Source organism: Chryseobacterium sp. GVT01B (assembly GCF_019970045.1).
Lineage (GTDB): Bacteria > Bacteroidota > Bacteroidia > Flavobacteriales > Weeksellaceae > Chryseobacterium.
In genome coordinates this window covers 508,037-525,648 of sequence record NZ_JAHXYI010000003.1, presented here as the reverse complement: position 1 = coordinate 525,648, position 17,612 = coordinate 508,037, and the positions used below count along the sequence as shown (strand labels likewise).

Below are 17,612 nucleotides of genomic sequence, written 5' to 3'. Positions count from 1 at the left end.
TAAATGAAAATCGTATTAACGGGTTCGGTAGGACCTATAAGCAAGCCACTTGCAGAACAATTGATTACAGCAGGTCATGAAGTGACTGTTATAAGCAGCCAGCCGGCAAAAAAGGAAGAAATAGAATTATTAGGTGCAATAGCAGCCATCGGAAGTATAGAAGACATTAATTTTTTATCAAAAACATTTGCCGGGGCAGATGCAGCATATCTTATGGAACCTACTGTCAATATGTTCGATCCCTCCGTAGATCTGCTAAAGAATTATGAAAAAATTTGCAACCGGTATATTAAGGCTGTTATGGATTCAGGATTAAAGAGGGTTGTTCATTTAAGCAGTATTGGAGGCCACTCCGCTACAGGAAATGGTATGCTGGCCTTTCACTTTTATGCGGAGCAGGCAATTAAAAAATTACCGGAAGAGATTTCTGTCAAGACCCTTCGTCCTGTTTCTTTTTATTCTAACATACTGTCATTTATACCCATGATTAAGGAATATGATGCCATAATCACCAGTTACCATGCTGAAACCCCCGAACCTTGGGTTTCACCTCTAGATATTGCTGCTGTTGCTGCTGAGGAATTGGTTTCATTAGCTGCCGGGCGGGAAGTGCGATACATTGTCAGTGATGAACTAAACAGTGAGAAACTGACAAGAGTATTAGGTGAAGCTATTGGCAAGGAAATTCAATGGATAAAAATAGCTCATGATACATTAGAAGAGTCTTACAAAGAAAAAGGTATGAGCCCTCAGGCCGCCAACGGGTTTGCAAGACTAAACCAGGCAAAAGACAGTGGTAGTCTATATGAAGACTTAATTAACAATAAAGACAAAATTACCTATGGTAAAGTGAAAATTGAAGACTTTATCAAAGATTTTACAAAAGTATATCAAAACTCTTAAAACAATTACATATGAAACATCTAAATATTCCCGGAAACAGTATCACTGATACCAAAATTTCTCAACTGGGGCTCGGTACTATGCGTATGGCTGCCAATAAGGATCAAGGAATAAGTGCAATACATGCAGCGCTGGATGCTGGCATCAATTTTATTAATACAGGCGATTTTTATGATGCAGGGCTTAGTGAAATTCTTGTGGGTGAAGCTTTGAAAGGTCGTAAGAGAGAAGATGCATTCGTATCAGTAAAATTTGGAGGAATGCTGAAGGTGGATGGTGGTATGTATGGTATCGACTCCCGCCCGGAACTGATCGAAACCTACCTTACCTATTCATTGAAAAGACTTGGATTAGAGTATGTTGACCTTTACGAGCCTTGTCGTATAAACCCTCATGTTCCCGTTGAAGATACCATTGGAGCAGTGTCAAGATTGGTTGAAAAAGGCTTTGTGCGAACCATAGGTATTTCAGAAGTTGATGCGGCAACGTTAAGAAGGGCCAATGCAATTCATCCGATAAGTCTTGTTGAAGTAACCTACTCGCTAATGGGCAGAAAGATTGAGGACGAACTTTTACCGACCGCAAGAGAATTAGGAATTGGTGTTGTAGGCTTTGGAGTACTATTATCCGGTGTAATCGGTGGTTCTAATCCAGATTCTAAACTCGCACAGATCAAGCATATGGTTTCAGATAACACTCTTGAGAATTTTAATCAGAACCTTTCTCTAAACGATGCATTGGAAGAAATTGCCAAGGATAAGGGAGCGACACTATCGCAGTTGGCTATTGCATGGGTATTAGCTCAAGGAAACGACATCATGGCGCTGGTAGGTTCAAGAACACCGGAGCAGGTACAAAATGCTTTAAAAGCACTAGAACTTACCTTAACACAAGAAGATTTGGATCGTATTGAAAATATTATCCCTAAAAATAATGCAAAAAGCGACTATATGCCGATTATGAATTTAGCCGAAAATGGATTATTCAACCATTAATTATAGGGTGAAAAATGGCTGCAATCAGTTTTTAGTCAAGCAAACTGCTGTCCTCTCAATAGAATGTATAGTTTACAAAAAGTAAATTGTCTTACACTAAATAGTCCGATTAAAATATAATCGGACTATTTTATGCCCGAAAACAGAACCGGCTCACCGTTACTGCCAGAGTCTGTATATAGGAGGTCATTCTGTTAGACAATAATCTATACTTTTTTTATCATATCTAGCGTATATATAGCTACATAAAAAGTTGATATGGCTACTGTTCAGGCTGAGTTTATTTATAAATTTGTATTATTAATTTAAGTCAAATCATGGAAATAAAAGCCCCGATACGGTTAACAACAATATCTGAATTTCATAAGTTCTGGGAACTTCCTAAGCCGGAAAATCCATTACTCAGTGTCATTGACTACCGGGATATCAATCACTCTCTTTCACAGCCGGAGCAGCCTGTGATACTTGATTTTTATTCGATCACCATCAAACGTGATCTTGGCGTAAAAATGATCTACGGACAGCAATCTTTTGACTTTGACGAAGGGATTATGTTTTTCATGGCTCCAAACCAAGTTTTCAGAATTGAGAAAGAGAAAAGAAATATTACTGATCATTCGGGTTGGATACTTCTTGTACACCCTGATTTCCTGTGGAATACCTTTCTGTCCAAAAACATCAAGAAATATGATTTTTTTCAATATTCTATGCATGAGGCATTATTTCTTTCTGAAAAAGAAGAAGATATCGTAGTAAATATTATCAAAAATATTCAGCAGGAATACCATTCCAACATCGATAATTTTAGCCAGAATATTATTATTTCACAGTTGGAGACACTATTGAATTATTCTGAAAGATTTTATCAAAGGCAGTTTATTACGAGAAAAATAAACAATCATAGACTCCTGGAAAAAATGGAGGACTTCTTGATCGTTTATTTTAAAAATGATAACCTAGTTAAAAAGGGTCTGCCTACGGTGAAATTGATAGCACAGGAATTGAATGTATCTCCCAGTTATCTTAGTGGTCTGTTAAAGCATCTCACAGGAAAGAGTACACAGCAACATATTCAGGACAAGATCATCGAACATGCGAAAGAAAAATTATCCACTACTGAACTTTCTGTTGCTGAAATCGCTTATGAATTGGGGTTCGAACACCCACAGTCTTTCAATAAGCTCTTTAAGATAAAAACAAAATTATCTCCGCTGGAGTTTCGCGCTTCCTTTAATTAATAATTGTCAATTAAAATTGAGTGCCTGCTTCTATTACACGCTCGCCACAAGGATCAATACTCTTACCCATTAAGTTATTAAATCAAAAACAAATTGTAAAAGATCACAATAGTTGCGCATGCATCTCAATAAAGCTCTGTAAAGCTCTGGACTGGGGACCGTCTTTTCTGAAAACAAGAATAGTATTCATGGTTCCCAGCTGCTTATTCAGTCCATAGGTCTTAATGCCTCTTCCTGCGTAGTATTTGGAAACAATTTCTTCCGGCAGAATACTGATTCCCAACCCTGCTTCTACGAAATTAATCACACCCTCAATAGAATTCAGGGTGGTACTCTTATAGTTCAGAATTCCTTTATGGCTTAACCAGGATTCTAATCTTTCCCTGAAAATACAGCCTTCATCAAATACGACAATCTTCAAAGGTTCATTCGCGATGAGTGTCTGCAGGTTCGGGCCTTTTGATGAGGTAAGGATCACCAGCTGTTCTTCTTTAATGCAGATTTTCTCCAGTCCTTTGGCGTTCACCGGAGCGGAAACAAAAGCTGCATCCAACCTGTAATCCAGAACTCCGGAAAGTACAGAATCTCTTGTATCTGATTTAAAATCCAGCTCAATGCCGGGATATTTTTCATCGAAGGTATTGAGAATTTCAGGTACTTTCAATGCCATCGTGGTTTCTATACAGCCTATTTTCAGACATCCTCTGATGTTTTCACCGCTCAGAATATTATTCTTTGCCTCTTCCACCAAATGCCGAATCTGTTTAGAATACTGCATCAGGATCATGCCTTCAGAAGTAAGCTCTACCTTTCGTGAGGTACGTGAGAAAAGTTTGGCATCAAACTCATCTTCAAGACTTTTTATTCTTGCCGTAACATTGGACTGAACGGTAAACATCATGGAAGCAGCTTTAGTAAAACTGCCACTTTCTGCCACGGCTTCAAATATTTTCAAATCGTTTATATTCATTTCAATCAATCATTAAAAGTGATTACATTGATTATAATTAATCGTTTTCAGTAATCAAATATCCGTATTAATTTTGAATATCAAAAAAATTCAATGAAAATAATTTCTAAACCATTCATTGCAGGCCTGTCGCTTGGCTTATTGATGAGTACTATGACAATGGCCCAATCTAATCAAAAATCATTTGTAAACAATCACATTATGGAAAACTACCCTATTCACTATCGCAACATCAAGGTCAATGATTTAAATCTGTTTTACAGAGAAGCAGGTCCTGCCAACGCTCCTACGATCCTTCTTCTTCACGGATATCCTACATCGTCACACATGTTCAGAAACCTGATTCCCATACTGAGTAAAAAATACCATGTTATTGCTCCGGACCTGCCTGGTTTCGGGTATTCCGACGCTCCGGATCATCAGCAGTTCTCTTACACCTTTGATAATCTTGCAGGAACTGTACAGGCATTTATTGACAAACTTGGAATGAAACGTTTTGCGGTTTATATCTTTGATTATGGCGCTCCTGTAGGGCTACGCCTTGCCATGAACAATCCTGAAAAGATCACCGGAATTGTTTCTCAAAACGGAAATGCCTATGAAGAAGGATTAAGCAAAGAATGGAATCCGATACAGAAATACTGGAAAGATCCTTCACTAGCCAACCGCCTTGCGCTGAAAGATTTTGTATCTAAAGAAGCAACGGTTTTTCAATACTATCATGGCGTTTCCGATCCTTCTCTTATTGCACCGGAATCCTACACACTTGATCAGAAATTCCTTGACAGACCGGGTAATATAGAAATCCAGCTGGACTTAGTAAGAGACTACAGAACCAATGTTGCTTTGTATCCGAAATTCCATGAATATTTCAGAAAATACCAGCCGAAACTGTTATTGGTATGGGGAAACAAAGATCCATATTTCCTGCCTGCAGGAGCCGAAGCTTATAAAAGAGATCTGCCGGATGCGAAATTAAAATTCTATGACACCGGACATTTTGCCCTGGAAACAAATGCTGTAGAAATAGGGGCTGAGATATTTGAATTTATGGGAACATTACCCCAATAGCCAATGTAAGTTTTAAACTATTAAAAAGTAAGCGAAATATATAATTATGAAAGCAATTGTCATTAAAAACTATGGCGGACCGGAAGTTCTGGAGGTAACGGAAATACCTGCTCCTTTTATAACAGAACCTTCTCAGGTATTAGTGAAAGTAAGAGCCACTTCTGTAAATCCTCTGGATTATCAGGTAAGACGCGGAGATTATGCATCACACTTTGAATTGCCTCTCACAACCGGTCATGATATTGCCGGTGATGTTATCGCAGTAGGTGAAGCCGTGAAAAAGTGGAAACCTGGTGATAAAGTCTATTATTCGCCTCGTTTTGGCGGGCCGGGCAGCTATTCTGAATACCATGTTACCGACGAATCCTCATTATCAGGAATGCCTGATAACCTAAGCTATGAGGAAGCGGCAGCTATTCCGCTTATTGGAGGAACGGTATGGGAAATGATTGTGGTACGTGCCCAACTAAAAAAAGGAGACAACATTCTCATCCTTGGAGGTGCGGGAGGTGTGGGCTCACTCGCCATACAGGTGGCCAAATCATTAGGTGCCTATGTGTACACAACAGGACAGAGCAGCTTACATGAAAAGCTTCAGCATCTTGGAGCAGATGTAGTTATTGATCATCATAAAGAAAACTGGATTGAAAAAATACAAACTCATACCAACGGAAAAGGTGTTGATGTTATTATTGATACTGTGGGAGGAAGCACGCTCTCAGACAGTCCGCTTGCTTTAGCTGATTATGGAACTGTTGTAACACTGGTTGATATTGTCCAGCCACAGAACCTTATCCACGCATGGGAAAAAAATGCGACCTATCATTTTGTTTTTACCAGACAAAGCAGGGACGAGCTTCATCATATTACCCGGTTAATTGAAACCGGACAGATAAAACCAGTTATAGACAGCATCTACACTCTTGAAGAGATTCAAAAAGCCCATCAGAGAATAGAGGATTCTAAACGGGACAGACCTTTACTAGGGAAAATTGTGTTATCATTGTAAAGATGCATGGATAGCTCAAAAAATTTAAAAGTATCATTGAACTCAATGGTGCTTTTTTATTTATAAAACACTAAATATTAACAACTTTTACACTCACAAGAAATCAATCTTTAAAATGATAAAGGAAAACCACATCGCCCGTATAGGCAGGTTTTATATGATCTTTAATGAGCAGTTTGGCTTCAACTACTGCTTTTACGGTTCCCCTGAGATTGATTACTGATTTTACTGTTGCCTGCAGCTTTACCTCACTATCTACAGGAACAGCATCTCCGAATTTAAGATTCTCAATTCCGTAATTGATTTCCATTTTTACATTCCGGACATCTGCAATCTGTTTCCAGAGATAAGGAATCAATGATAATGTCAAATAACCATGAGCAATGGTTGATTTAAAAGGGCCTTCTTTTTCTGCCCTCTCTTTATCTGTATGAATCCATTGATTGTCTAAAGTGGCATCTGCAAATCTGCTGATCTGATCCTGATCTATTGTATGCCAGGCAGAAACGCCTATCATCTGTCCTTCAAGAGACTTATATTCATTAAAATTATTAATAATAATCATATTATTTTCTGAACCTTTTGAGGGATTAAAATATTTACAGCTGTCATCAACTTTACAATAACTGTATACCAAGTCTTCCTATTTTTTATATTTTTCAGACATTCAATCTTAGTCTATCAATATCTGGTCCAATTACCATTCTTATATTTTCAAATCCCGGAAAACCTCTCACATAAAGTAAGAGGCTAATGAAAATAAAAAGTAACCTAAATTACATCCAAGTTTTTTCAAACAATAGATCCAGAAACTAAGCTCTATGGATTTTGAATCTGTAAAAAATATAAAAAATATGAAACTTAATATGGAAAGGCATGTTATTGTAACATACCTGAAAGTAAGACTTTAGTTATGCCAACTTCACGTTAACAGCATTTAAGCCTTTATCACTTTTTTGTACTTCAAAAACTACTTTATCATTTTCACGGATCGCTCTTGTAGTTAATCCTGAAGAATGTACAAATATATCTTTACTTCCATCTGCTGGAGTAATAAAACCGAAGCCTTTTGCTTCATTGAAAAATTTTACGGTGCCTTCTTGCATTGTAATTATTATTAAAAAATTGTGTATTATAGTCTGTAAACGCTACAGCTTCTATTAAAAAAAATAGCAGTTCTTTCTATTCCGGTTCATCCGATCCTGTGAACACAGGTTTCAGGAATATCCGGAAATTCTACCCCTGCCGGACCAGTTTATTGGCTGCATGTTTAGTGCGTGCAAAAACCAGTGATTTTATATTTTTTTTCTGCAGTGTATCTGTCTGCGAATCTTCTTTCTTTTCTTTTTCTACAAAACAAACAGACTGCTCAGCCATCTTTGTTGCTGAAGAAACCGGGCTGACAATCACCTCCACAGGATTGTTCAGAATTGTTCCGGCAAAATGTCTTACGCTTCCGGGCATTGCTGTAGAAAAAAACAGGTTTTGTCTTTTCTGGGGAAGCAGTTTTAAAACTTTTTTCACTTCATTCATGAATCCCATATCAAGCATCCTATCTGCTTTATCTAAAACAAATAGTTCAATTTTGGAAAGGTCAAGATGTCTCTGATTCTCTAAAGCAAGCAGTCTTCCCGGTGTTGCCACAAGAATATCCACTCTTTTTCTGAGTGCTGCAAGCTGGCTTCCAATGGGAATACCTTCATAAACGGAAAATTGAGACAATGGTAAATATTTACTGTAAGTTCCAATATTTTCTTCCAGCTGCATAGCCAACTCCCGTGTTGGTGTAAGTATTAAAATTCGTATTTCTTTATGTTCCTGGGTATGTCTTTTCAGCAGCTGCAAAATAGGCATAACAAATGCTGCTGTTTTTCCTGTACCTGTTTGTGCACATCCTACAACATCTCTTCCGGCCAAAATAGACGGAACTGCTTTGCACTGTATTTCAGTAGGCCTGGAATATCCGGCTTCTGTCACTGCACGGATAATTGGGTTGATTAAATTTAAATTTTTAAAATTCATTATAAATTCCGGATTTCCGGTATTTTGTAAGCAAATCTGTTGATCAGAATTTGAATTGGTGTATGGTAAGGATAAACAATAAAGAATGTTTTTCTCTGCTCATCTTTTTCCTGTTTTGGCTATAATAATATCCTTAATATATTGGGGATTATCCAGCCATGACGTATCGCTTCTCTACAATAGAACTTTATAATCTCTGATTCCTGCCAGGGAATGAAGACTATAAACTGGTAGCTGAAAAAGCAAAACTGAAAGAAAAAAATGTGATTTTAAACTATGACAGAATAGCAAAGGCAGTGACCTGTTTTATAAATATTTTACAAACCTACAATAAAAAAAAGCAAACACAATTTTATTTAATTAATTGATTATCAAAAATTTATTCTTACCTTCTAGCAATTAATTAAATTGTTTGCCGGCGCGGATGATTTTAAACTCCAAATCATGCAGACTTCTGATCCTATAACAAAACCTTATCCCAAAACACTAGAGTCACCTACAGGCTCACATGTAAGAATTGCTTATTTTATTATGGTACATCATAAATCTGAAGTATTTAAGGATATGTTTAAGAAAATTTATACAAGGGATCAGTTTTATCTTATCCATATCGACAGAAAAGCCAAGCCCGATTTCATTGAAGAAATACAGCTCTATGTAGTTCAATTTCCCAATGTCTATATTCTGGACAGCATGAATATTGTTTCAGGAGGCTTCAATATGGTTCAGGCTGAGTTGAATGCTATGGAATTTCTCTTAAATGTAAGCCAAGAATGGGATTATTTTATTAATCTGAGCGGAGAGGACTATCCCTTGAAATCACAAAATATCATCCGCCAGTTTCTTTCTGCCCATAAAGACAGAAACTATCTTTTTTATTACGACCAGAAATTTTACAGACCAGATACGCTGCAAAGAATACAAAGTTATTTTACAGAATTTGCCTATGTGATTTCCTCTTTTATCTACAAAAGAGCATTTATGAAAGGAGTAATCCCTTTTATTGGCGGAAAATGGTTTATGTTCACAAGAGAAACCTGTGTATTTTTGACCAATAATAAAACCGTAATGAATTTTGAGGATTATTATCTTCATACTTTTTTACCTGCAGAATCTTTTTTTCAGACTGTTCTTATGAACACATCATTTAGTGATATCATTATTAATGATGATAAGAGAGCTGTACTTGAGAAATCAATTTTTCAAAACACACAGAGTACATTCACTTATATTGAATCTTTAAAATCAGGTAATCAGCTTTTTATCAGAAAGATAAACAACAAAACTGATGAAAATATCAGAAAATATATTGAAGAAAGCTTTCATCTTCCCTTACCCTATGTAAATGAAATTGAAAGAGAACTAAAAAGAGATAACCGCCAGAACAACTGATTTCTTACCACTATAGTATTAACATATATTACCAGCTGTTACCCGGCATATTTAAATGATATCTTACTCAAAGCTTTTCGGTCAAATCCTTATATTTGAAAAAACATCACAAACCTGTTTTTTTCGGATATGGAAAAGAAGTTGGCATTGGAGCACCTAAAGCTTGCAACATTAGATAGTCAGGGATTAACACAAAATACTCCTTTCGGAACCGGAAAAGATGCCGTTCTTCATGCTTTGGAACATCTCGGTTATATACAGATTGATACATTATCTATGGTGGAACGTGCCCATCATCATACGCTGTGGACGAGAATCCCGGACTTTAAGGCAGATTATCTGCATGAATTGGTAGAAGAACGTCAAGTATTTGAATATTGGTTTCACGCTGCCTCATATCTTCCGATGAAGGATTTCCGGTATGTCTTACCTCAAATGCTGACGATCAAACGGGGAGAATCCCGCTATTATAATGCAGATCCAAAAGTGATGGAATATGTCACAGACATCATTCGCAACGAAGGGCCTAAGCGGGCAAGAGATTTTGAAAACGAAAGTCATAAAGCTGGAACCTGGTGGAATTGGAAACCTGCCAAACTCGCTCTTGAAAGACTTTTCATGCAGGGAGATCTGATGATCAGCGGACGTTCCGGCATGCAGAAAACATATGATCTGGCTGAAAGGGTTCTACCCGCTTCCATTAATACTACAGAACCTACTCCACTTGAGCTGGCAGAATATCTGGTAACAACTAATCTGCGTGCTTATGGATTTACTACGGTAAAACAGATTACCCATCTTCGGAGCGGCAATGACCTGAAAAAGAATGTCAATGAAGCATTACAGAATATGCTGGAAGAAGATAGAATCTCAAAAATCAAGGTGGATGGAGGAAATTCTGTTTTTGTTCAGAATGATCTGCTGGAAAAAAGCTTTGACCTGACCGCTTCCAATGTATGGCTGCTGTCACCGTTTGATAATTCTATTATTCACCGTGACCGGATCAAGCAGATCTTTGATTTTGATTTCCGGCTGGAATGTTATACCCCGAAAGAAAAAAGACAGTATGGTTACTTCTGTCTACCCATTCTGTTTGGGGATCAGTTCATCGGAAGGGTTGACTGTAAAGCGCACAGAAAGGAAAAGAAATTTGAGCTTATCCATTTACATATTGAAAACCATTCTATAGCTCCAGATGTATGGCTTACCCCTTTTGTAGAAACTGTAAAACGTTTTGCGGTCTTTAATGGTTGTGAATCGCTGGTGCTGACCAAGGTAAGTCCGTCAAAATTAGGTTCCATAATCAAAAAAGAATTATCCTCCAGAACAAAGCTTACAAAATAATCTTCATCAATCTATAAAAGGCAAGAGGCCATCTCAAAGTGTCATTCTGAATGAAATGCAATGTAATGAAGAATCCCATATGTTTGATAGTTAATGAGATTCTTCCTTCGTCAGAATGACAAAAGCCAAATTGTTCTACGTTTGAGACAGGCACTTTATTTTTTCAGGAAAGCCCGCCCCGGTTAGTTCAATTTCTGATTTGTTTTTTGTACAAAATCGTTCCATTGCTGAGTCAGATATGCTACTGATTTCTTTTTCTCACTGTCATTAAGAGAAGAATAATTAATGGAATTGAAAACCAGTTTTTTCAACGCTTTTACATCCAGTTCCCAATATACCAGCGCTACCCAGAAATCGTAGCTAAGCCCCGTATATCCGTATACGGAAGGATCATCACTGCTGATGGAACACTGTATTCCGTTGCTTAATAATACTCTGGCCGGGTGATTTCTCAGGTCACTTACATACCCCAGAACCTGATTGCTGATAGGGCTTACCTCAACCAGTTTATTCTGTTTTCTGATCTGCTCCATTGTTTTTGGAAAATAAATAAGATTCAGTCCGTGACCAATTCTTTTGTTGTTTAATAAAGCCACATCCAGAACATTTTTATTGAGAGCGGAATTACTTTCTCCGGCGTGAAGGAAAAGAGGCATTTCTACCCCATATTTTTTGTTAAGCTCATTCAGCTTTGTCCAGCTTTTCTCAAAAAAATTGATGTTATGCCCTGCAGCTTCATCTGCTACAAGATCAAAACCTGAGATCATATCCGGAAATTCTTTCTTCATCTGAAATGCTGTTTCCAGTTGTTTTCCAATACTTTCATTATCCAGGAATTTAAAGCTTGAATAAATCAGCTTCAGAGTAAACTGCGGATTTGTCTTATGTATTTCTTTAAGAATGTCCTGCAGATCTGTGATGGAAGTATTCAAAGGATATTTACCGTGCTTGAAATCATAAAGTTCATCAAAAATATATCTGATTTCTACATGCTGTACCTGATCTTTAATCAAATCCTGGAATCCTTTCAAATAATATTCTTTAAAGAAAGGACGATAAGGAAGCAGCAGATTGATACGCTTGAAACGTTTTTCAAATTCAATCCAATAATCTGTGTAAGAACATAAATTATTGCGTTTCAGCGTAAGAAGATCTTGCAGTTCTTTTTCAAAACCCGGGTTTGAGTTCAGTTTTTTATCAAGGCTGACAAATCCGTCCGGCACTTTTCCTTTCTCAAAAAAAGCCAGCTGTCCGAAAATGAACTGATCATTATCTTTCTGATCGTACACATAGCATTCCTTGTATTTTCTGGCAGCTGAAATGATCCATTCCACCTCCGTGATCCCTCCGCTGTGGGTGTGCAGCAAACCTCCTTTCGGCATGGTCTGTAATATTTTATACAGCTTACTGCCTTCTATTAATGGTCTTACTTCATAGAAAGAGCTGTTGTATAAAGATATTTTTTTGGATTCTGTATCACTCAGAAACTGCTTACGGGCTTGGAAGATCTTTTTATCCAAAGCAGTTTCAGCATCAGACAGTTTTATATCAGCATCAAATGCCATGTCCTGATTTTCCTTCTCTGCCGATTTCCAGTTCTGCTGGTAAGGAGATATTTCGGTCCCTTTATTTTGTCCCCAAAAGAAAGGTGCTCCCAAAAGTGCTATATAGGTAAGGTATTTTTTCATCATAATATTGTCGTGGTTTTTTTACAATCGTTATGCTTTACCGCTCCGGATAAAGAATTGTGCAGGTAAATAATTATCAAAAATATAATTAATTTTCCTGTAAAAGAACACCTATTCCATTAAGAATGATGAGAGATATCAATTTTTTTAATTTCAGAAACAGTTTTTCTAAGTCAATTGTAAATGCAATTCCCTGAGTTACAAAAACAATCTCATGAAAAAGGCTGCCTTCTTTGTGAAACAGCCTTATTGTTTTATTTTTTTATTAAAATTATAAGAGTTATCTATTTTTAGATATCAGAATCGAATTGTTGTGAAGTACCACATTAATTTATTTTATCAAATTCCGGATAGGGAAAGCCCTTCCCTGTTTCGCAAAGAGATTTCAGGCTTCTGAAAAATAAAGCCCAGTCAAAACTGCAGGATGCAAATTCTGAATTGTATGATTTCCAGCCATCATGATGGAATAATAAAATACATCCTTTCTTATGCGGTTCCAGCTCAAAAGTAAGCGTAGTACCTACCCAGTCCTCAAACCCCTTGATACAGCGCCATTTCACCAGACTATAAGGTTTCAGATCGACAACTTCCATATTCTTAAAATAATCAGGTCCAAAACCAAATCTCAGGATACTGCCTATCTCAGCTTTTGCCTCCGTATCCGGCGTCCACCATCCGGCTAATCCTTCCCGGGTAGTGATGGCTTCATATACTTTTTCCACTGGAACAGTAATGAGCAATCTGTGATAAATGCTTTTTGTATCTGTATTTATTTCCTGATGATCGGATGCTGTAAAATCTTCTTTGGGAGTTGCTTTACCCTGTCCTGTGGTGATAAGGGATTTCAGACTGTCCTGAATATAATGGGTCCAGGCGTCATGGCAGACCTCGTAACATTCACCTTCAGGAACCAGCCCCTGATGGGTAAATGTCAGTTCTGTTTTTCCCTCTTTTTCATGGATGTCAAATATGATATGAGTGTTTACCCATTCCGTTTTATCTTCAATGAAATTAAAATCATTATCCAGAACATGCCATACCACTCTGGTATTGGGCTGCATTTCTGTAATTTTTATTCTGCATCGGTGAACATCACGATAATGATAGGCAAATTCGCTGTTCAGTACAGAGGTAGATCCTTCAATATTTTCAGACCACCAGCCCCGGACATTATTAACGGCATCAAATACCTGCTGTGGCGAAGCATCAACGGTAATACTTGTTGTAAAATCCTGTGATTTCATACTATTATTTTGTTTTTTAGTGTTCATTATTTCTTTTCTACTATCTTTTTCAGATTGTATTATCTTATTTACTTATTCAAAGGTAAGAACATAGAAAGACCTGTAAGGGGTGTAAAATAGACATTATAAGAGGTTGATCCGGACATCTTATTTTTTTATATTTGTATGATACAGATGAGGTTACAGCCGGCACAATTTATTCACCTTTAAATTTTGCGATATGAAACATTTAACCATATTAGTTCCCGATGCACAGACAGCTCCCAATACATTATCCTGCATTATAGGGACCTATCATATTTTTACGGAAGCCAACAGGTATTACAGCCACAATAATAAAGATATGGTTTTCACCATTGAACTGGCAGGAGTTTCTGAGCATTCTGATTTTGTAAATGGCTTACTTACGGTGATCCCACAAAAAAATATTGCAGCCATCAGGAAAACCGATCTGATTGTCATCCCTGCCATTGCTCCGAACTTTACAAAAATAGAAGATCAAAACACAGCACTTGTCCATTGGATATCAGACCAGTATAAAAGCGGAGCGGATGTAGCCAGCATGTGCACAGGAGCTTATATATTGGCTTCTATAGGGCTTCTGGATTCAAAAAGCTGTTCTATCCACTGGAATACGGTTGCGAATTTTAAAAAGCTGTTTCCCAAAGTAAATGTAAGAGCAGAAAAAATCATTACGGATGAACATGGAATCTATACGAATGGCGGAGGCTACTCTTTCTTAAACCTTCTTCTTTATCTGGTTGAAAAATATTATGACAGGCAAACGGCTATTTATTGCTCCAAGATATTTCAGATTGATATTGACAGAGAAACACAGTCGGATTTCATCATTTTTAACGGACAGAAATCGCATGGTGATGAAATGGTTATTCAGGCACAGGAATATATTGAAAAGAATTTCTCTGAGAAAATATCCATGGAAGAGCTTTCCAGAAAATTTACAGTCGGAAGGCGAAGTTTCGACCGAAGATTTATAAAAGCAACCGGCAATACGCCTCTTGAATATCAACAAAGGGTAAAGATAGAATCTGCGAAAAAAGAACTGGAAGTTTCCCGGAAAACCATCAATGAAGTGATGTATGAAACAGGGTATTCTGATGTGAAAGCATTTCGGGAAATATTCCGCAGAATCACAGGCTTATCTCCTATTGAATACCGGAACAAATACAATAAAACAGGCATTACAGCCAAACAGCATCATTGATCACAATAATGCTGTCTGAATCTTTTTTATATTCTACTGAAAAGAAGTTCTGAACTCCAGCGGAGAAAGCCGGGTTTTATTTTTAAACAGTTTTGTAAAGGACTGCGGATGCTCAAACCCCAGTTCATAAGCAATTTCACTTACTGAAAGCTCTGTCGTAGAAAGCTTTTCTTTTGCCTTTTCAATCAACTTATCATGAATAAGCTGCTGGGTACTTTGCCCGGTAAGAGTGGTTAACAGCCGGCTAAGGTAATTGGGTGAAATTCCAAGTTCTTTGGCTGTAAACTGAACGGTGGGCAATCCTTTTGACACCAGATCATTATCATTAAAATAATCCGCCAATAAAGTTTCTAAACGGTTCAGAATGGTATGATTGGTTATTTTTCTGGTGATAAACTGCCTTTCATAAAATCTTTCGGAATAATTGAGCAATGTTTCAATATGAGAGATGATAATATTCTGGCTGAATTTATCAATCACCGCATGATATTCCTGTTCAATATTTTCTATAATTCCATTGATCGTAAGCTCCTCTTTTTTGGAAAGAAACAAAGCCTCATTCACAGAATAATCGAAAAAATCATATTGTTTTATGGTTTTTGCCAGTGAAGTGTTCCACAGAAAATCAGGATGAATCAACAGCATCCAGCCGGATTGCTTCTCCTTCAGACCGGAATCTGCTTCAATTCTGAAAACCTGATTCGGGGAAATGAAAAACAAAGTTCCTTCATCAAAATCATATTCCTGCTGGCCATATTTCAGTTTTCCGTTCATTCCTATTTTCAAAGAAATCTGGTAAAAATCCAACATCCAATTAACTTCTCCGATATCCGCAGGACGTTTAACATTGCTGTAGTCAATCACACTGATCAGCGGATGCTCAGGAGGCGGTAATCCTCTTGAACGGTGAAATTCTGTGATGGTTTTTATTCTTTTTGTAACCCGTCGTTCCATACCATAAATTTACAAATTGTTTTACAAGTTATTTTTAACCACAGAAGGCACAGATTTTCACAGATGTTTGCGTCTTATGTAGAATCGAAGATTTTTATAACTTATGTGTTCTTACTTTACGCAAGAATATTCTCTAAAGCTCACTTAGGGGGTTAAAGCTTTTGTGACTTTTGTGGTTCAATATTTCACATCTCTTCATTGTGGTAAGCAACAGCAAATTCCTTTGCAAAATCTGCCAGTTTCACTTTCCCCAGAACAGGTTGGTGCTGATAATAATCTTCATACAGAATTCCGCTTCCCTGACTTGCCTGAGTTTCTACAAAGCCTTTAGCCACCTGCTCATTGAAACCGATGTGAAGCCAGTTTTCCAATAATTCCTGATCTGAAATCACTTTCCATTCCAGATCTGCCTTACCGATTGATTCTCCCAAAGCTTTTGCAATTTCATTAGGGGAAACCTCATCACTGGCTACATAGTGTACTTCTCTGCCCATAAAAGGTTTTTCAATTTCTTCAGCTACAGCATCTGCAATATCCAATGGAGAAACCCAAGACTCTTTCTGATCACCTCCCCAATTGGAAACAATCGCACCTTTGTTTTTTATCGTAGGGATGAACGAAAACATATTGAAATAAATACCAACAGGACGAATGAATTTAATCGCAATATCATCCGGTAATTGTTTCAGAATCTGTTCTACATGGTGATGGAAGACAATAATCCCTGTCCCTTTATCTGTATGGGCACCAATGCTGCTGAGATGGATAATTTTCTTCACTCCAGACCGTTCCACAGCAGTTTTGTAATGGTGACCGATTTCAATGATCTTTCCGATAAAATCTATGCTTTTATCAAACATGTCTCCCGCTGCTTCCATTGTTTCCATTAAATAAACAATGTCTGCACCTGTAAAAGTTTCGGTGAGAAATTCTGCATCAAACATACTGCCTATAGCCGCTTTTGCTCCCAGAGCTTCTATAGAAGACTTTCTTTCTTCATTACTGCTGATCACTGTTACCGAGTGGCCTTTTTGTACAAGTTCTTTGGTAAGTGGCTTTCCGATGTTCCCGATGGAACCTGTTAAAACAATATTCATTTCTTTAATTTTTTGTTTGTGTAAAATTCCGAAATGCATATAAATAAGATTTCACCGGATCTATCTTCTTCTTAGCCAAAACTAATCCTGTGCAAAAATTTTCCCCGTCAATCTTCCGGATCAGATAGCGCGTGTGTTATAAAATAAATAAAAAGTCTACAAAAACAATAGACTTATTGTGTTAACTTTAATTCATAGCCAAAAATATTATTTTTTTATCATTTTTTAACGCTTTGAACGATCAATTAAACCATTAAATATCAAACAGATAAAACAAAAATATTATATATTTTTCTATTAGTCTACTAATTTAGTAGATTAATATGATTTATCTCATACGCTCCTTTTACCAGTGTTCAGCAATTATTAAATAATTTTGACCCAGTTAAAAAAACAAAAACTTTATTCTCATGAATAAGAACTACTTTGATTCTTACCTATGCATTATCGGGGCTCTTTC

16 protein-coding genes are annotated in these 17,612 nt (G+C 37.1%); 8 read left to right on the top strand and 8 right to left on the bottom strand.

The features are described 5' to 3' along the window. Positions 1-3: 3 nt before the first annotated feature. The 3 genes from LC457_RS09075 to LC457_RS09065 all read left to right on the top strand — a co-directional run bounded on the left by LC457_RS09075 (position 4) and on the right by LC457_RS09065 (position 3,136). Entirely contained in the window at positions 4-903 is a 900-nt protein-coding gene (locus LC457_RS09075; RefSeq protein ID WP_223599552.1) for an NmrA family NAD(P)-binding protein, read from the top strand. A gap of 11 nt (positions 904-914) precedes the next feature. Next, entirely contained in the window at positions 915-1,898 is a 984-nt protein-coding gene (locus tag LC457_RS09070; RefSeq protein ID WP_223599551.1) for an aldo/keto reductase, read from the top strand. Positions 1,899-2,215: 317 nt separating this feature from the next. Continuing rightward, positions 2,216-3,136 (top strand): AraC family transcriptional regulator, encoded by a 921-nt coding sequence (locus tag LC457_RS09065; RefSeq protein WP_223599550.1) that lies wholly within the window; start codon positions 2,216-2,218, stop codon positions 3,134-3,136. 103 nt (positions 3,137-3,239) lie between these two features. Here the strand turns inward: LC457_RS09065 and LC457_RS09060 are convergent, their stop codons facing one another. Beyond that, a complete protein-coding gene (locus LC457_RS09060; RefSeq protein ID WP_223599549.1) occupies positions 3,240-4,106 on the bottom strand; it encodes a LysR family transcriptional regulator in 867 nt (288 codons plus the stop codon). 93 nt (positions 4,107-4,199) lie between these two features. On the opposite strand from LC457_RS09060, the gene LC457_RS09055 reads away from it, so the two are divergent. Next, complete coding sequence (locus LC457_RS09055; RefSeq protein WP_223599548.1) at positions 4,200-5,177, top strand: alpha/beta fold hydrolase; 978 nt, start codon at positions 4,200-4,202, stop codon at positions 5,175-5,177. A gap of 46 nt (positions 5,178-5,223) precedes the next feature. Further along, positions 5,224-6,186 (top strand): zinc-binding dehydrogenase, encoded by a 963-nt coding sequence (locus LC457_RS09050; RefSeq protein WP_223599547.1) that lies wholly within the window; start codon positions 5,224-5,226, stop codon positions 6,184-6,186. 103 nt (positions 6,187-6,289) lie between these two features. Here LC457_RS09050 and LC457_RS09045 read toward each other — a convergent pair whose 3' ends face one another. The 3 genes from LC457_RS09045 to LC457_RS09035 all read right to left on the bottom strand — a co-directional run bounded on the left by LC457_RS09045 (position 6,290) and on the right by LC457_RS09035 (position 8,208). Further along, a complete protein-coding gene (locus tag LC457_RS09045; protein WP_223599546.1) occupies positions 6,290-6,751 on the bottom strand; it encodes a MaoC family dehydratase in 462 nt (153 codons plus the stop codon). Positions 6,752-7,097: 346 nt separating this feature from the next. Beyond that, positions 7,098-7,292 carry a cold-shock protein gene (locus tag LC457_RS09040; RefSeq protein ID WP_223599545.1) on the bottom strand — a complete coding sequence of 65 codons (195 nt, stop codon included), beginning with the start codon at positions 7,290-7,292 and terminating at the stop codon, positions 7,098-7,100. Positions 7,293-7,422: 130 nt separating this feature from the next. Further along, complete coding sequence (locus LC457_RS09035; RefSeq protein WP_223599544.1) at positions 7,423-8,208, bottom strand: DEAD/DEAH box helicase; 786 nt, start codon at positions 8,206-8,208, stop codon at positions 7,423-7,425. A gap of 444 nt (positions 8,209-8,652) precedes the next feature. On the opposite strand from LC457_RS09035, the gene LC457_RS09030 reads away from it, so the two are divergent. Both LC457_RS09030 and LC457_RS09025 read left to right on the top strand, forming a co-directional pair. Further along, a complete protein-coding gene (locus LC457_RS09030) occupies positions 8,653-9,600 on the top strand; it encodes a beta-1,6-N-acetylglucosaminyltransferase (protein ID WP_223599543.1) in 948 nt (315 codons plus the stop codon). 129 nt (positions 9,601-9,729) lie between these two features. Continuing rightward, a complete protein-coding gene (locus LC457_RS09025; RefSeq protein ID WP_223599542.1) occupies positions 9,730-10,944 on the top strand; it encodes a winged helix-turn-helix domain-containing protein in 1,215 nt (404 codons plus the stop codon). A gap of 182 nt (positions 10,945-11,126) precedes the next feature. On the opposite strand, the gene LC457_RS09020 is transcribed toward LC457_RS09025, so the two are convergent. After that, positions 11,127-12,635, bottom strand: a complete 1,509-nt coding sequence (locus tag LC457_RS09020) for an adenosine kinase (protein ID WP_223599541.1) — start codon at positions 12,633-12,635, stop codon at positions 11,127-11,129. A 323-nt stretch (positions 12,636-12,958) separates the two neighbouring features. Then, positions 12,959-13,876 carry an SRPBCC domain-containing protein gene (locus LC457_RS09015; RefSeq protein ID WP_223599540.1) on the bottom strand — a complete coding sequence of 306 codons (918 nt, stop codon included), beginning with the start codon at positions 13,874-13,876 and terminating at the stop codon, positions 12,959-12,961. A gap of 220 nt (positions 13,877-14,096) precedes the next feature. Between LC457_RS09015 and LC457_RS09010 the strand changes: the two genes are divergently transcribed. Beyond that, positions 14,097-15,101, top strand: a complete 1,005-nt coding sequence (locus LC457_RS09010; protein WP_223599539.1) for a GlxA family transcriptional regulator — start codon at positions 14,097-14,099, stop codon at positions 15,099-15,101. 33 nt (positions 15,102-15,134) lie between these two features. Here the strand turns inward: LC457_RS09010 and LC457_RS09005 are convergent, their stop codons facing one another. Both LC457_RS09005 and LC457_RS09000 read right to left on the bottom strand, forming a co-directional pair. Continuing rightward, positions 15,135-16,055: an AraC family transcriptional regulator gene (locus tag LC457_RS09005; RefSeq protein ID WP_223599538.1), complete on the bottom strand. Its 921-nt coding sequence runs from the start codon at positions 16,053-16,055 to the stop codon at positions 15,135-15,137. Positions 16,056-16,240: 185 nt separating this feature from the next. Beyond that, complete coding sequence (locus LC457_RS09000) at positions 16,241-17,152, bottom strand: SDR family oxidoreductase (protein WP_223599537.1); 912 nt, start codon at positions 17,150-17,152, stop codon at positions 16,241-16,243. Between the last annotated feature and the right edge of the window lie 460 nt (positions 17,153-17,612).

Bases quoted from the DNA above. Each gene is read 5' to 3' on its own strand.
- LC457_RS09050 (WP_223599547.1), top strand. From the start codon at position 5,224: ATGAAAGCAATTGTCATTAAAAACTATGGCGGACCGGAAGTTCTGGAG.
- LC457_RS09025 (WP_223599542.1), top strand. From the start codon at position 9,730: ATGGAAAAGAAGTTGGCATTGGAGCACCTAAAGCTTGCAACATTAGAT.
- LC457_RS09060 (WP_223599549.1), bottom strand. From the start codon at position 4,106: ATGAATATAAACGATTTGAAAATATTTGAAGCCGTGGCAGAAAGTGGC.
- LC457_RS09065 (WP_223599550.1), top strand. From the start codon at position 2,216: ATGGAAATAAAAGCCCCGATACGGTTAACAACAATATCTGAATTTCAT.
- LC457_RS09045 (WP_223599546.1), bottom strand. From the start codon at position 6,751: ATGATTATTATTAATAATTTTAATGAATATAAGTCTCTTGAAGGACAG.
- LC457_RS09015 (WP_223599540.1), bottom strand. From the start codon at position 13,876: ATGAAATCACAGGATTTTACAACAAGTATTACCGTTGATGCTTCGCCA.
- LC457_RS09030 (WP_223599543.1), top strand. From the start codon at position 8,653: ATGCAGACTTCTGATCCTATAACAAAACCTTATCCCAAAACACTAGAG.
- LC457_RS09010 (WP_223599539.1), top strand. From the start codon at position 14,097: ATGAAACATTTAACCATATTAGTTCCCGATGCACAGACAGCTCCCAAT.
- LC457_RS09070 (WP_223599551.1), top strand. From the start codon at position 915: ATGAAACATCTAAATATTCCCGGAAACAGTATCACTGATACCAAAATT.
- LC457_RS09005 (WP_223599538.1), bottom strand. From the start codon at position 16,055: ATGGAACGACGGGTTACAAAAAGAATAAAAACCATCACAGAATTTCAC.
- LC457_RS09000 (WP_223599537.1), bottom strand. From the start codon at position 17,152: ATGAATATTGTTTTAACAGGTTCCATCGGGAACATCGGAAAGCCACTT.
- LC457_RS09075 (WP_223599552.1), top strand. From the start codon at position 4: ATGAAAATCGTATTAACGGGTTCGGTAGGACCTATAAGCAAGCCACTT.
- LC457_RS09035 (WP_223599544.1), bottom strand. From the start codon at position 8,208: ATGAATTTTAAAAATTTAAATTTAATCAACCCAATTATCCGTGCAGTG.
- LC457_RS09040 (WP_223599545.1), bottom strand. From the start codon at position 7,292: ATGCAAGAAGGCACCGTAAAATTTTTCAATGAAGCAAAAGGCTTCGGT.
- LC457_RS09020 (WP_223599541.1), bottom strand. From the start codon at position 12,635: ATGATGAAAAAATACCTTACCTATATAGCACTTTTGGGAGCACCTTTC.
- LC457_RS09055 (WP_223599548.1), top strand. From the start codon at position 4,200: ATGAAAATAATTTCTAAACCATTCATTGCAGGCCTGTCGCTTGGCTTA.